This window comes from Pectobacterium zantedeschiae (assembly GCF_004137795.1).
GTDB classification, from domain to species: domain Bacteria; phylum Pseudomonadota; class Gammaproteobacteria; order Enterobacterales; family Enterobacteriaceae; genus Pectobacterium; species Pectobacterium zantedeschiae.
Genome location: NZ_NWTM01000002.1, coordinates 42,908 through 58,132 on the forward strand (window position 1 = coordinate 42,908; position 15,225 = coordinate 58,132).

The 15,225-nt window shown below is 51.3% G+C and carries 11 protein-coding genes; 8 read left to right on the forward strand and 3 right to left on the reverse strand.

Going from position 1 to position 15,225, the window contains the following annotated elements; genetic code table 11:
- Positions 1-18 precede the first annotated feature (18 nt).
- Together CLR69_RS14810 and CLR69_RS14815 are read left to right on the forward strand one after the other, a co-directional pair.
- Positions 19-1,257 carry a hypothetical protein gene (locus CLR69_RS14810; RefSeq protein WP_129712357.1) on the forward strand — a complete coding sequence of 413 codons (1,239 nt, stop codon included), beginning with the start codon at positions 19-21 and terminating at the stop codon, positions 1,255-1,257.
- 175 nt (positions 1,258-1,432) lie between these two features.
- On the forward strand, positions 1,433-2,206 hold the full coding sequence (locus CLR69_RS14815; protein ID WP_129712355.1) for a hypothetical protein: 774 nt from the start codon (positions 1,433-1,435) through the stop codon (positions 2,204-2,206).
- A gap of 51 nt (positions 2,207-2,257) precedes the next feature.
- Here the strand turns inward: CLR69_RS14815 and CLR69_RS14820 are convergent, their stop codons facing one another.
- From CLR69_RS14820 to CLR69_RS14830, 3 genes are all read right to left on the reverse strand, one after another.
- A complete protein-coding gene (locus CLR69_RS14820) occupies positions 2,258-3,457 on the reverse strand; it encodes a DUF4236 domain-containing protein (protein WP_129712353.1) in 1,200 nt (399 codons plus the stop codon).
- A 552-nt stretch (positions 3,458-4,009) separates the two neighbouring features.
- The gene (locus CLR69_RS14825; RefSeq protein ID WP_039325644.1) at positions 4,010-4,258 is read right to left on the reverse strand and encodes a helix-turn-helix domain-containing protein; all 249 of its coding nucleotides are present in this window, start codon (positions 4,256-4,258) and stop codon (positions 4,010-4,012) included.
- A gap of 377 nt (positions 4,259-4,635) precedes the next feature.
- Positions 4,636-4,908 carry a helix-turn-helix domain-containing protein gene (locus CLR69_RS14830; RefSeq protein WP_129712389.1) on the reverse strand — a complete coding sequence of 91 codons (273 nt, stop codon included), beginning with the start codon at positions 4,906-4,908 and terminating at the stop codon, positions 4,636-4,638.
- A 621-nt stretch (positions 4,909-5,529) separates the two neighbouring features.
- Between CLR69_RS14830 and CLR69_RS14835 the strand changes: the two genes are divergently transcribed.
- From CLR69_RS14835 to CLR69_RS14860, 6 genes are all read left to right on the forward strand, one after another.
- Positions 5,530-6,048 carry an Hcp family type VI secretion system effector gene (locus CLR69_RS14835; RefSeq protein WP_129707094.1) on the forward strand — a complete coding sequence of 173 codons (519 nt, stop codon included), beginning with the start codon at positions 5,530-5,532 and terminating at the stop codon, positions 6,046-6,048.
- Positions 6,049-6,139: 91 nt separating this feature from the next.
- Positions 6,140-7,990: a type VI secretion system Vgr family protein gene (locus CLR69_RS14840; protein WP_129712351.1), complete on the forward strand. Its 1,851-nt coding sequence runs from the start codon at positions 6,140-6,142 to the stop codon at positions 7,988-7,990.
- Between the two features lie 29 nt (positions 7,991-8,019).
- Positions 8,020-8,466, forward strand: a complete 447-nt coding sequence (locus CLR69_RS14845; RefSeq protein WP_129707092.1) for a DUF1795 domain-containing protein — start codon at positions 8,020-8,022, stop codon at positions 8,464-8,466.
- Positions 8,459-12,802 (forward strand): RHS repeat-associated core domain-containing protein, encoded by a 4,344-nt coding sequence (locus CLR69_RS14850; protein ID WP_242451644.1) that lies wholly within the window; start codon positions 8,459-8,461, stop codon positions 12,800-12,802. Before CLR69_RS14845 ends, CLR69_RS14850 begins: the two co-directional genes overlap by 8 nt.
- Before the next feature lie 7 nt (positions 12,803-12,809).
- The gene (locus CLR69_RS14855; protein WP_129712349.1) at positions 12,810-13,418 is read left to right on the forward strand and encodes a hypothetical protein; all 609 of its coding nucleotides are present in this window, start codon (positions 12,810-12,812) and stop codon (positions 13,416-13,418) included.
- Between the two features lie 195 nt (positions 13,419-13,613).
- Positions 13,614-15,212: a sigma-54 interaction domain-containing protein gene (locus CLR69_RS14860; RefSeq protein ID WP_129712347.1), complete on the forward strand. Its 1,599-nt coding sequence runs from the start codon at positions 13,614-13,616 to the stop codon at positions 15,210-15,212.
- The last annotated feature ends 13 nt before the right edge of the window (positions 15,213-15,225 follow it).

Below are 15,225 nucleotides of genomic sequence, written 5' to 3' on the forward strand. Positions count from 1 at the left end.
GAACGGATGAGAAATCCTATGCGAACTGAATTAAGAGATGACGAATTTTCAGAAATCTATACGGAATTTACTGCGCTTTTTCCTGAAAAGCCTTGGATTAAGCGTGTGTCTAATCTACAGCATCAGATCAATGAAATGCCGATCATACAGCCCCTTCTGTGGAAGCAGAATGTTTTGGCATACGGCTTAGCAGCTTTTGATTCTCATGGAAAATCTTCTGACCATGAAGTATGGGGCGCTATCAAGCAGGCAATGATATTTGCCTCGCAGATAGTAAAAATTTGTAGAGAAAGCTCTCCTGAAAATGCTCGAAATTTGTGTAGACGGGTGTCGCATGCGCTTAATAAGCCAGATGGTGCACGTGGCCTGCGATTCGAACTGATGGTTGCGACTCACCTCAGCAGAAAAGGCTGTGGTATTACCTGGATGGAAGAACATAGTGGCAAAGAAACCTTTGACATCCTTGCAACGATTTCGGGTGTAGCATCAGTTGAGATTGAGTGCAAAAGTTTATCGGTTGATAAAGGCGAGTCATTAACAGAGGAGGAGTTTTACGATTTAATTAATTGCCTTATGCCTCTGATTGAGCCAAAGCTTCCTGAATTGGAGCGCTATCTCTACGGTATTTCTTTCACTTTAAATGAAAAAATTCCCGTGGCGGCTTCAGAGCGAGCACAACTCGTTTCTAAATTAGTGGAGGCTGTTGGTGTCGGAAATAAGGTGCTGGAAGGCGTTTGTACAATTAGCCTGCAATTGGGTTGCCTCCAATCGATTGAGCATGAGCTCACCCGGGATGAATTAGAGGTTTTGACAAACGAACTGCTTGGTTATGGTGTGGGGTATCGCCTAGTTAAAAACTTGGGTGACCAAGGTTACCTCGCTATCGACGTGAAAAGTCTTGTTCCGAGCAAATTTGATTCAGCACTGAGTAAGGTTGCTAAGCACGCTGTTCGTAAACAAATGACGGGAAAACGACCTGGATGTCTCGTTATGCGAGTTGAACGGCATTCCAGATCAACCTTGGAAGCATTTGCTGAGGATGAAATGAATTTACTGGCTCGTCGAGCCACAAAGCTTCTATGTACCCCAGAGTACGCACATCTCGCAGCAGTAGTTTTTGTGAGTGCCCCGTCGTTGGAAAGAATAAGTGAAAGCTCCGAAAGTGAGCAGAGTAGAACATACGTTTTTGAGAGCGAATCAGAGCAACATCAAAATTTGGGGCTTGGTCGAATTTTTGGTGTTGAAAATAAGTGGTAGATACAAAAAGTGTTCAGTGCTCAACTATGCCTACTTGGATTTGAGCAGACACCTCGTGGTTCAAAGGCATGCTAATCTGACAGGTAGCTTTGTGCTGTGCGGCCAAACGATGATAGCGGACGGGGAATAGCCTAAGTGATTCCGTTAACCCTGATTGATAAAGGCATAATTACGCATGAAAAGAGAATTTCACCCGCAGTTTCTTGAAGATGCTGCAGCTTGGCTTTTTTGGACGCTGGCGTCGCGCAATGGCTTTGGTCCTACACTTGAAAAAGTATTGCAGACCGAAGGACAATCGGTGCTTGACTGCGCTGACCGCGAAACTATCTTTTCCCGTTATCCCCTCGAAGGTATGTCGGCGACTACATTCACCGCCCTTTGTGATGCCGTTGCAGCATATGCTTATGACTGTGCGGTTAGCGAGGAAAACCTGGTCGGTATGGTTTATAGCGAAGACAGATTTACAGGTCGTTCGCCTTCTGCGGCTGATATCTCGACTTCACACCTGGATCTGCCGCTTACGGTCATCGGTGATACGCTACCTGAATATGGCATGCTCTGCCTTCGGCACCCCCTTCCGGCGGTCGTGTTTGGAGAGGGTATGCCTCCTGAAGGTCTGTTTCGCGTCGCAGATACTACTGCTCTTGGCTTCGGCATGCCACTTTGGCTGCATCCCCACACAGCGAGTCAGATAGAAAGTGGAGTCTGGTTGCTGACTGGTATTTTTCACATACCAGAAAACCTCGATCTCGCCAGACGTCCTTGGACGGAGGTCATCCCCAACGCTGTATGTGCTTCGTCAGGAATGATGTTTGAAACGTGGGGTAACGTCGTAAATCTTGAGTTTGTCTGGGACAGAACACCGCAAGAGAAGCTACCCACGGAGGAAACCTTTACCGATAAGTTGCGTGCTTCGGCATTAGGGTGTTTGTTTAGAGGCCAGAGTTAAATTTTTCAGCCAATTCCGCAAGTGGCCTATAACAAATGTAGGAGTTAAACTCTATACCAGCGCCTCTGATCCAGTGAGTGAGGCCTGATAGCGTTTAACTGCCTCTGCAAAGGCCTGCGCAGCATCGGAATTTGATACCATATATTCTTCAGTTACCCCGGTTTGAGACTGGAAAGTGATATTCCCATAGACACAAATGGGGATTTGATAGTTGTCTTTAAATCGGCGGTCTGGTGAGCCATTTTTATTCGTTTTTGCCCACGTATGGCCGGCTACACTGGTATCACTCGGAACACCATTTTCTTCATGGAATCCTTGAGGTTCTGCACTAATTTGTAATTCGCGTAAGTCAATCAGAGCGAATTCCCCATCGGCACGTGGTATGACAGCAACACCTGGATAAAGCAAAATATCGTCACCATTGATGTTTTCAAATCGCATTGCTCGTCCTGTAAACTGAATGAGATCTGTGGAGCTGAAATCGAAGGTGACAGGATGACGATTAACAGATCTCGTGGCTAACGTCCTTTCGGCAAACTGGTCTGTAGCTTTATCCGCAGTAATATCCCATTTTTTGATGCTTGATTTTAATACGTCGAAAGCTCGTACCATTGCAGCATAAGCTCGCTGTGAGGCATCACTGCTTTCGAAAGAGATGGCAATTTTAGTACTGTCTTCCCAAGATACGAGACGAGATATTTCTACTTGGGTTTGGGGAAGTTCTGCCTCAAGTTCCGCAATACGGCGCTTGTAAAACCAACGGAACAGGCTTGATTTACGTCGAGCCAATTCGCTCTTTTGTTTTGATTCTTCATCAAGTGCCTCTTGTAAATCAGCTTTTATCTCTGCTCTTTGCTCTCGTGCTTTGGCGATCAAATCCCGTAAGGGTAAAAGGGATGTGCTTGTCAGGACTTCAACCGAAGCACTGGAAATTTCATTCATGCCAGCTTGTGGCATATAAATTCTGGCATTTGATGGAATGTTGCCGGGCGCAGTCTCAGTTATCCCAAAATGAGAATCCGTTGAAGACAGATTTAATGGGTTGGTAGCTGATTGCTTATCATCGTAGGGTAAGGTCGGTGTTGTATATGATAAGCCGGAGCCAGGTAATCCTACCGTTGCTCTAATTCCTTTTTGCCCAAAATTGACTGTTGCTCCTGGCACGCCGATGCTCGCGCTTATTCCACGCTTACCAATGTTGAGGCGAACGCCGGGAAAAAGAGTAAATGTTTGTCTAAAGCGGAGAGACATAAGGTAATACCTATGTAGTAATGTGCAACAAAATTCGGAATTTTATTATATGAACATCAAGCTGGTATAGAAGACTAGTTATTATCCCATCCCGTACTAGCTATAGCTTCAAAGAAAGGCGGCAATGAGATCGTGTCTTTGTGAGTGATTTTCACACTTCTCTGACTAAATTTCCATATAAATTCTCTTTATGATGACAGAGTTAATTGGTATAAAGTGTTGTTATGGCTTTTGAAACTCATGAATAATTTTTAGAAGTTTCTGTGTGTTTATCATGAAAGATGCTCTCTGCATACATTCCCTATGTTTAACTTGGTATTCTTTAAGCGGCGTGCACGTCTGCTCGACTATCAGACTCAATCGTTTTCTAAAAAAAGCGCAGCCAGATCAAATTTCAATTTCTAAAGGAAAGACCGCCGCTGTTGCCTTTTGATGCGTCTAGAAATGAATTATATCGCTGCTTTTATGAGGTGAGGGCATCACCCCTTATTTGGTTTTCATAATAATTAAAATTCTGCAGCGCTTATTTCCCTGGTGTGGAACGCAAGTCAATCAACTATTCCTAGTTTTCCTTTCCAGTTTATTGCCATCATCATCAAAATACCGACTAGGCCAGATTTCGGCGGGTTCCACGCCGAGTGCATTGGCAATCAGTTGTTCGCCTTTCGGCCAGGAGCGTGTGAGTGCGTTGGCGAGAGTAGAGGAGCTTAGCCCGGCTTGTCGGGACAAAGCAGCCAGTGTAGTGTGCTTTTTGCGAAGGCCTGCGATGATATCGGCGTTGTGCCAGTCCTGCTTGTTCATTGTCATATGAAGTAACCCTGAGTCTTACTGCTGGTGGCGATTCAGACAGGGTTTGCAGTACCGGGCAAGTTACCTAAACCGGCGAGGACATTGTCCTCCCCTGCCTGAACCGCCATAACAGGGGCGTACTCAGGCACACCAGCGTGCGAACGCTGATGGGTAACTCGCTAAGGGGCTGCAAATCCCCGCCAATGGATTTTGCCAAAGGCATAATTAAGATAAGTGAAATTTGCAGCTTTCTCAAATTAAAAAGTTGTTGTGTTGGGGACTGGCGGCGTTGAGCTGTTATGGCAGCATGTCGGGAGAATAGTAAGTAAAACAGGTGGTGAAGACGCATTTTTGTGCTGGCAGATGATTTTGCCAGCAAGTGGTTGTTTTTAGCCAGAAACGGGTGTTCGTGCTTTTTTGAACCTTCGGGTGACTTTGTTGCCCGTCTCATCGTAATACCGACTCGGCCAGATCTCGGCTGGGTCCATGTCCAGCGCTTCTGCAATCAATTTTTCGCCTTTCGGCCAGGGGCGATAAAACGTATTGGCGAGAGTGGAATCACTGAGTCCGGCCTGTCGTGAGAGTGCGGCTAGGCTGATACGTTTCTTGTGAAGTGCGGCGACGATATCCGCCCGGTGCCAGTCCTGTTGCTGCTGCGCCATAACCATAAATAGCTCCATGTTGTGGGTGGCGGTTCAGACAGGGGTTTGCACTACCGGACATGTGACCTAAACCGGCGAGGATAAATCCTCCCCTGCCTGAACCGCCATAACAGGGGCGTACTCAGGCACACCAGCGCCTAAACGCTGATGGGACACATGTATAGGGGGTGCAAATCCCCGCCGATGGATTTTGCCAAAGGCCTAAACAAGATAAGTGAAAAATGCGCCGCACTCAAAAACTTTTAAGCACATCATGTTATTGGTTCTAATTACTGGTCGATCGAGAGGCTAATGTTTACACACTATTATTTGAAAGATTGATAGCCATGTCCTCTCAAGGAGATGGTGGCCTCAAAAATTAATCAAAATTATCAGAATAACTGCGAAGCTCAGGCCATTTATTGCGCAGATCACAGAATAATCCGACTGTCTGGGTCAGTTTTACAAAGAATCATCATTGTTTCGGGATGGTCTGAGCAACTTCTTGCTCAAATTTGGCTTAGGGGAAATTTGATTTAAGTAAATAATCAATAAAAACAGCAAGATAAAAATTGGCATGGTTATTGATATGAGTAACGACGAAGCGTTACCTATATCAACAACAAGGAAAGGAGCAAGACTATGCCAACTCCATGCTATATCAGCATCGAAGGAAAAACGCAGGGCAACATCACCGCTGGAGCCTTCACTTCTGATTCTGTCGGCAACATCTATGTGGAAGGCCATGAAGATGAAATGCTGGTACAGGAATTCAAACACGTCGTCACCGTGCCGACCGATCCGCAGTCTGGCCAACCGTCTGGTCAGCGTGTCCACAAGCCGTTCAAGTTCACCGTCGCGCTGAACAAAGCGGTGCCACTGATGTACAACGCCCTGGCCTCCGGTGAAATGCTGCCGACCGTTACCCTGAAGTGGTATCGCACCTCTGTGGAAGGCAAGCAGGAGCACTTCTTCTCTACCGTGCTGACTGACGCCACCATCGTGGATATCGACTGCAAAATGCCACACTGCCAGGACCCGTCCAAGCTCGATTACACCCAACTGATCGAAGTCTCTCTGGCCTACCGCAAAGTCGACTGGGAGCACACCGTGGCCGGAACCTCTGGTTCTGACGACTGGCGTACGCCTGTCGAAGCTTGATGCTGCTCAAACCCGGCCCTGTGCCGGGTTTCCTGCACTGAGTCATGGCTCATGCCATGCCTGAGTGTGGATGACAGCATCAGGAGGACGTGTGGCAAACAGTACAGGATTACAGTTCACGGTAAAGGTCGGTGCATTGCCCGAGAGCACCTTTGCGGTGGTGGATTTTCAGCTCAGCGAGGCACTGAACCAGCCGTTTTCCCTGTCGCTGAATCTGGCCAGCCCGCTGCCGGGTATCGACTTTGGTGCCGTGCTGGATCAGCCGTGTGAACTGCTGGTGTGGTACGAAGGTGAACTCAAGCGCCGTGTCAGCGGCATTGTCAGCGCCTTTGCGCAGGGCGACACCGGTTTTCGCCGTACCCGCTATCAGGCAGAAGTGCGACCGGCGCTGTGGCGGCTGGGGCTGCGCACCAATGCACGGATCTTTCAGGCACAGAAGCCAGAAGCGATTATTGGTACGTTACTGGAAGAGTCCGGCATCACCGACTACGCCTTTGCGCTGCGGCACGACCACGCGCCCCGCGAATACTGTGTGCAGTACCGGGAAAGTGATTTGGCCTTTGTCGCCCGTTTGGCGGCTGAGGAAGGCCTGTACTTTTTCCATGAGTTTGAAGCCGGTAAGCACCGGGTCGTCTTTGCCGATGATGCCGGGGCGCTTGGCAAAGGCCCGGAACTGTTCTTCAACCTCGCCACGCAGGGGCTGAGTGAAGGCGAATATGTCAGACGTTTCCGCTACGCCGAAGCGGTCAGCACAGCAGAAGTCGCGCTCAAGGATTACAGCTTCAAAACCCCGGCCTACGGCCTGCTGCACAGCAAGATGAGCGGTGAGTTGGCAAACCAGCGTGAAAGCTATCAACACTTCGACTATCCCGGTCGCTTCAAACAAGATCCGAGTGGCAAGGCCTTTACCGGCTATCGGCTGGATGCATTGCGCGCCGGTGCCATGACGGGATCGGGTGAATCAAATGCCGCGATGCTGATGCCGGGGAGCAGTTTTACCCTCACCGAACACCCCAATCCAACGCTCAACGCAGCCTGGCAACTGGTAGCGATCACCCACAGTGGGCAGCAACCGCAGGCGCTGGAAGAAGAAAGTGGCGGTGAACCGACGACCTACAGCAACAGCTTTGAGGTGATCAGTGCCAAAAGCACCTGGCGTGCCGATCTGCCCTATAAACCGATGGTGGATGGCCCGCAAATTGCCACCGTGGTTGGCCCCGCAGGCGAGGAAATCTACTGCGACGAATACGGGCGCATCAAACTGCAATTCCCGTGGGATCGCTACGGAGCCAGTGATGACCAGAGCTCCTGCTGGGTGCGCGTCAGTCAAGGCTGGGCAGGCGGTCAGTACGGCCTGATTGCCATCCCGCGTATCGGCCATGAGGTGATTGTCAGTTTTCTGGAAGGCGATCCCGACCAGCCCATCGTGACAGGCCGCACGTTCCACGCCACCAATCCATCGCCGTATCCACTGCCAGCGAACAAGACACGTACCTCGCTGCGTACATCAACGCACAAGGGCGCGGGCTTCAATGAACTGCGCTTTGAAGACCAGGCCGGGCAGGAAGAGGTGTTTATCCATGCTCAGAAAGACATGAACACCGTGGTGCTGAACAACCGCAGTACTACCGTGACTGCTGACCATACCGAAAACGTCGGCGGCAATCAGACGGTGTCGGTCATCAAAGACCAGTCCACCGAAATCCAGGGGCAGCAAACCATTGCCATCTCCGGTAGCCGCAGCACAGTAGTGGGCGATGTCACGGCAACAGAAGAAATTCACGACAGCCTGCAAGTGAAAAACAACATCCTTATCCAATCGAAGCAAGGCGGCATCCTGATCGCCACCGATGGCGGCTTCATTGCGATCAGCAAGGAAGGGGCCATCAATATCAAGGGCACTACCGTCACCGTCAATGGTGACCGCATCGATCTGAACTGAATAACAAAAACAACAAGGACGCGTGAAACATGTATCAGATGAATGAAGGCACACTGGCTATTCCAGCGCAGTGGCGTGATGAGTCCCTGCACGTTTTTGTACTGCCGAATGAAACAGCGAATCTGGTAGTCAACCGCACGCTGACAGAACCAGGTCAGACACCGGAAACGGTTTATGAGAAAACGCTGGAGCAGTTTTCCGCCCACCTCAATGATTATAAAGAAACACTGACCTGGACGCTGACGCTGGCTGGGGAACCTGCACGAGCGCTGGAGTACACCTGGCAGTCACCGGAAGGCCCGATGCATCAGGTCGTCGTGATGCAGGTGCGTGGCAACCTGCTGCTGACGTTCACCATCACCGCAGCCGATGTGCTCAGTGATGAGAACAAAGCCAGCCTGTTGGCGGTGGTTGAGACCTTCAAAGCATCTAAGCCACCTGCCACACCGGAGGATAAGGCAGGTAGCCATGCGTGAGGAAATTCTTTCCCGCATCGCGCGAGTAGGAGCAATGCATGCGGGTAACCGCCCCAAACTGTCACCCACGTTACCTGAACCGGGGCATGGTAAACCGCCGACCTCACCAGGCAAGGCTATCAAGCACAGTAGCCTGGCGGGGGCATTGCTTGGCGCTCTGGCAGGTGCTGTGGTTGCAGCGGCCGCGTTTGCCGCTGCATCTGCTGTCGTTGCCGGTCTGGTGTTGTTAACCGGGGTAACAGGTGGAGCGGGGCTGGCGCTGGTTGTGGGTGCAGCCAAATTGGCGCTCGGATTCGGGGCCGTATTCGCTTTGGGGGATTTGATCTCCGATGTCAGCAGAAAAACCTCTGCCATGGTAGACAGCATCATGCCGGCGTCGGGTGTGGTCGACGGTGGTTCGAAGAAAGTCTTTGCAGAGGGTAATCCAGTCTCCCGTGCTGAAATAGATTCGGTGCTGTGCGACAAACACAATGGCCCGCAACTGATTGCCCAGGGCAGTGCCACGGTATTTGTCGAGGGCTACCACGCAGCACGTGTAGATGACAAAACCGTATGTGGGGCCACCATCAAGGAAGGGGCATCAACGGTGTTCTTTGGTTCAGGCCAAGAATCGCCACTCAAGGTCGAGGACGAGTTCAGTGGCTGGGAGAAAGCGCTGATACTCGCGGTGGAATTCCTTATGCCCCCCAGTCGCGGTCTGTTCCGGGGATTGGGCAAACTGTTTACCAAAGGGCCGATGGCGGTGCTGCGGGGCATGAAAGCGGGCGCAGCACATGCTCTGGAAGGGCTCCGTAGCGCCGTGCAGTGCGCCAAAAACGGCTTTAAAGAAAGCAAAGGACTGGCGCGTGTCACCGAGTCCATTCGCGGCTTCCTGAAAGACCCCGTCTATATCGCCAGTGGCGAGGTCATTGAAAAACGCCTCGATCTGGAGCTGGGCCAGACCGTTCCGCTGCTGTTCGAGCGCACCTACCGTTCTGGTAGCCCACACACCGGCTTGCTGGGTCATGGTTGGCACGATAGCTGGAGTGAGGTGGCCACCGTTGGTCGCACCGACCAGGGGGACGTCCATGTGACGCTTACCCTGGCGCAGGGCTACGACATCGACTTCACCTTCGGGATTGGCACAACGGTGGTGTACTGCGCCGAATACCCCGAATTCAAACTGGTCAAACGCCATAACGGCTTTCACCTGTGGCACCGCGACAGCCAGACCTGGCGTGCCTTTACCGTCAAGCAGGGCGACCAACTGCTGCTGTCATCCATTACCGACAACCACCACAACCGAATCAACTTTCTGCGCGATCCCAAGGGCTACCTGCGCAAGATCAGACACAGCGACGGCATCGAGTTGCTGCTGGTATGGCAGGGGGAATTCCTGCGCCAGATACAGCGTATCGACACTGGGCAAAAAACGCTGCTGGCGGAATACCGGCAGGATGGACAAGGCAGACTGGTCGAGGCCGATGCCTCACACGCCTACCACCTGTTCTATGACTACGACAATCACAACCGCCTGATCCGCTGGCACGACAACGACAAGACCTGGGCGCGTTATGAGTATGACCACCAGGGCCGCTGCATTTACACCACCTGTGCTGACGGCTACCTGACGGCCAATTTCGAGTATCTGGCTGACCGCGTGGTGATGACCGACGGGCTGGGTCAGCGTCATGAATACGGCTTCAATGATCTGTACCTGATGGCTTGGGAAAAATCCCCACTTGGCCATGTCACCCATTATGAATATGACGACGTAGGCAACCTGCTGCGGGAAATCTCTCCGGCAGGGCGGGTCGTGGAATTTGCCTATCTGGACAACAGCGGGCTAGTCAGCACCTTTACCGACGGCAGCGGCCACCAGTGGCACTACGACTATGACCATTACGAGCGGCTGACCGGCATCACCGACCCATTGGGCCGAAGTTGGGCATGGCAGTACGACAGCAAGGGCAATCCGCTGAGCCTGACCGGGCCGGACGCCAGCGAAGTCCGGTTTGCGTGGAACCGCTACGGCCTGCTGACCGAGGTGAGCGACGAACAAGGCCGGACGCAGGCCAGTCTGTTTTATGACCACCGCCAGCGCCTGATGAGTGCCACTGATGCGGAATCCCGCACCCAGCAACTGCGCTATGACCAGCAAGACCGACTCACAAGCTGGACACGTCCAGATGGGGCAACGTATCGCCTCGGTTACCGCCGTGCCAGCTGGAAACTGCCGGAGCAGCTGATACGCCCGGACGACAAGCAAGAGCAGCGCCAGTACGACAAACACAACAACCTGCTGCACTACACGGACGGCAACGGCGCGGTATGGGCTCAAACCTATGGCGCGTTCGACCTGCTGACCTCACGCACTGACGCCGAAGGCCGCACCTGGCAATACGAGTACGACAAAGAAAGCCAGCAACTGATTGGTGTCACCGCACCCGATGGCAACCGCTGGCAGTGGTGGCTGGACGCCGATGCGCGGGTTATCCGCGAGCGGGACATGGCGGGGACGGAAACCCACTACAGCTATGACGAAGACGGCCACTGCATCAGTATCCGCAATGGTGAAGGAGAAACTCGCCACTTTCTGTACGACGGGCGTGGACTGCTGATTCAGGAAACCGCGCCGGACGATACCTTGCACCACCGCTACGATGCGGCAGGCAGGTTGATCGAAGTGACATCCTCCAGCAGTCATATCCAGCTTGAGTATGACGAGCGTGACCGGGTGGTGCAGGAGCGGAACAGCGGAACGGAAATCCGACGCCAATACCAGGGACAGTCGCACACCGTGTCCCGTAGCCTGCACTGGGAAGGCGAAGAAGACAGTGCGGCACTGACCAGCACCTTCCGCTACCGCGCCACAGGTGAACTGCGTCAGGTGCAGTTGCCGGATGGCGCGGAGCTGACGCTGGTTCACGATGGCGTAGGCCGTGAGTCTTCCCGCCAAAGTCATGCTGGCTTTATGCAGCATCGCGAATACGACGCCATGGGCTGGCTGACGCGGGAAATGAGCGGCCAGACGGTGGACGGCCGCCTGCAGCCTGTGCAGACCCGTGAATACCTCTACGACGGCGCAGGCAACCTGACCGGCACCCGGCGCAATCGCGAAGCGGCAGGCTATCAACTCGATGCCAGCGGACGGGTACTGTCGGTACTGAGCGGCAGCGCGGGGCGCACCGTCGAAACCGAAGAGCAATACCGCTACACCCGCAGCGGCTTACCACAGGACGCCACCCGCCTGACCGAATGGCAAGCCGGACGACTGACCCAACAGGACAACACCCACTACCAGTACGACAAAGCCGGAAGGCTGATACGCAAACAGGTGGTACAGCCGGGCTATCGGCCGCAGGTGTGGCACTACCGTTGGGATAGCCGTAACCAGCTTAGAGTTGTGGATACGCCAGTGGGTGAGCGCTGGTTCTACCGCTACGACCCGTTCGGGCGGCGTATCGGCAAGCGTTGCGACCAAACCCATGAAGACATCCGCTACCTGTGGGACGGCGACCAGATAGCCGAAGTACGCCACCACCGTGACGGCGAGCGGGTTCACCGACGCCATTGGGTGCATAACGGCTGGGAACTGGTGGTGCAGCAGCGCCAGAATACGGACGGTAGTTGGGAAACGGACTTTGTGACAAGCGGCCATAATGGTGAACCGCAAGCTGTCTTCAATCCGCAAGGTGAACTTCGTTGGCAGGCTCCGCGCACCAACTTATGGGGTCAGCGCTATACAGATAATACTGAAAATCTCGATCCGGGGCTGGCCTTTGCCGGGCAATACCGTGACGCTGAAAGTAGCTTATGCTATAACAGGTTCCGCTATTATGATCCGAGAGGTGGTTGTTATATCTCGCCTGACCCAATCAGTATTTTAGGTGGGGATAATAACTACGGATATGTGCCAAATCCTATTGTCTGGATAGATCCCCTTGGACTTGCAAGCTTATTTGATATCGGGACATATGGAAGTCTTAATGGTTCTGGGCATGTTGGTGATGCTTTACAGGCTCATGAGCTTATTAGGCATGAGTTTTTAAAACAAGTAGGTCTTGCGGGAGATACTCGGTTAAGTGGTAATCCTTCTATAGCATTAGATCTCGATCACCATACTAGAGGCCCCTTAAAAGATACACGTGGTATTGGTGGCGTTCATCATCACGAAACTATTGTGAGGGCTGAAAATGGTCTGGGGCCAAACCAATTTTCTTCAACTATTAAGGGTGAGTTAGATATTACGACTGAAGCCATGAGACGTGCAGGAGTTCCTGTGGGTCAGGTGGAAATTTTGAGAAAAAAATCTGAAAGTTTTTATTCGAAAATTAGTAAGTGTAAGAAAAAGTGAGGTGAATATGAGAACAGTTTATAAACTATTTCAAGATCAGAATGGCAATGATTCGGGAGTTTTTCTTGGTGGGGGGGCTTTAGGTGAAAATTGGCCTAAGAATCCGCTTGGGGAAAATTTGAAGTTATTATTAACGATTGATAATAATGTTTTTAATGAAAGATTTGGTGAGTTCGGACTTCCGAATGGGAAATTTACATCCGTTTTCTCTACCTATTCGGATGATAGATATTTTTTAGATGATGTGGTTTACTTTGGTGATTCGGTTGAATTTGATTACATAAGAAAAGGTTTTACTAGGATTTTGTTTACTGATGAACCTTTTTTAAAGGATTGTGAGGGTGATGGAAAAAAAAGTTTTTGTTTAAAATCTTATGAGCTTCAGGATGATGCTTTCCCTGCTTTTTCATTTTTTTCAAATAAGTTGCCGAATGGTTTGAATGGTTGTGAGAAGCTATTATCTGAATATAGATTTATTGGCCAAATTTATTCTTCCGACATTCCTTCTAAAGACGGTGGTGCGCTGGGGTTGTCTGATGCTGTGGGATATATTTTTATTAATAAATGTATATCTGACGATAATGATGCTGGGTTTTTCTTTGTTCAAACAGCATAGTGATGTGTTGTGATTTTTTGTGTAAAAATAAATTAATATAATTTTTTAAATTTTTCCTTTTTATTAAAAGGAAATTTTTTGATTGTTGTTGGATTTTTGTTTTTTAAAATTAAATATCGTGAATATGTGTTTTTGGATGAATAATCTATTTCATGTGTAAAAGTAAGGGGGGATTGATATGGTAAGGAGGTGGAGATGTCGATGTGCAGAAAATCGCGATGTGAAAAACATGGTGCAGAAAGCGATAAAAAACTCAATCGGATATTATCGCTTGGCCTAACGTCGACGCTGATAAGTCAGAACACTGAGGATGAGTTGTGTGGCTGGCTTTTGTCCATGGTGGCATCCTATTGGCGACCTCAGGGAGCGATACTGGGGTTAGCTGATAGCAGCGGCAGGCAACTCTTGTGTCAAGGTCGGGTGGCAGGTGAACCCGTTGTGATGGCACTTGATGTAGATGATTTCAGTCACCCATTGGCCTATGCCCTGCATGAGAACAAGGCACACGTCTGGTCATCGTTGAATGGTGGTGCGCGGATTGAGCATCTGGCTTTTCAGCAGATGCTGTCAGGGTTGGGGACAGAGTGTGGGCTGTATGCCATACCGGTGTTATCGGATAGCGGCACGGTGCTGGGAACACTGGCGCTGCTGGATACACCAGAGCGTTTACAACAATGGCACGATAGTGGAGAAGGCAAAAAACTGGTTCAGATATTCTGTAATCAGATGGTGCTTTTGCGCCAGCGATCGGGAGGGTTGCATCAGCAGTCAATGCTTAGCGCTTCTGTCAAACGCGCTCGGGATGAGGCGCGCCATCAGGCGTTGATAAAACGCATGCAGGATGTGCTGATCGGTCAGTCGCCATGCATGAGGGTGCTGCAACAGAAGATCGGACAAGCGGCTGAGCATACGTTGTCGGTGCTGATTCTGGGCGAAACCGGTACAGGCAAGGATGTGGTGGCTCGCCTGCTGCACCAATGTTCGATCAGGGGAGATGCGCCCTTTGTGGCAATTAACTGTGCCGCGATCCCCGAGAGTCTGATCGAAAGCGAGTTGTTCGGTTACCAGAAAGGGGCGTTTTCAGATGCCCTGAGCGACAAGGTTGGTCTGGTGGCGCAGGCCAATGGCGGTACGCTGTTTCTGGATGAGGTCGGGGATATGCCGCTTGCCATGCAGGCCAAGTTATTACGGGTGTTGGAGACCCGGTGTTTTCGTCCTCTTGGCGCAGCGCAGGAAGTGCATTCAGATTTCCGGCTGATTGCTGCTACGCATCACTCGCTGAAAAAGCGCATATCGGACGGTGCGTTCCGCCAGGATCTGTACCACAGGCTATGTCAGTGTGTATTGCATGTCGCGCCACTGCGCGAACGTGCAGAGGATATTCCGCTGTTGTGTCGTCACTTCATCGCACTCTGTTGCCGACGGGATCGGAAAGCATCCGTGCCGCTGGAGCCGTCATTCCTGCGTCAGTTAATGCAGTACGGTTTTCCTGGTAACGTGCGGGAACTGCGCAACCTGCTGGAAGTTGCTTGTGCTCACACCTTATCCGACCAGCAGATCACCATGCAGTCACTGCCGCCCGAGGCGCAGAAACGGCTGACAAGTGAACGGGATCAGGGAGAGGATTTTCAGCACATTGCGGATTTACGCCTCGCAGTGCATGTACGGGAAGCCGCTATCCTGAAAGCGAGGCTACGGCAGTTCGGTGGCGATCGTCAGGCTGCCGCAGATAGTCTGAATATACCCAAGCGTACGTTCAATCGTAAATGTCTCAGGCAGGGGATCAGGTATTGACGATGATATGTGC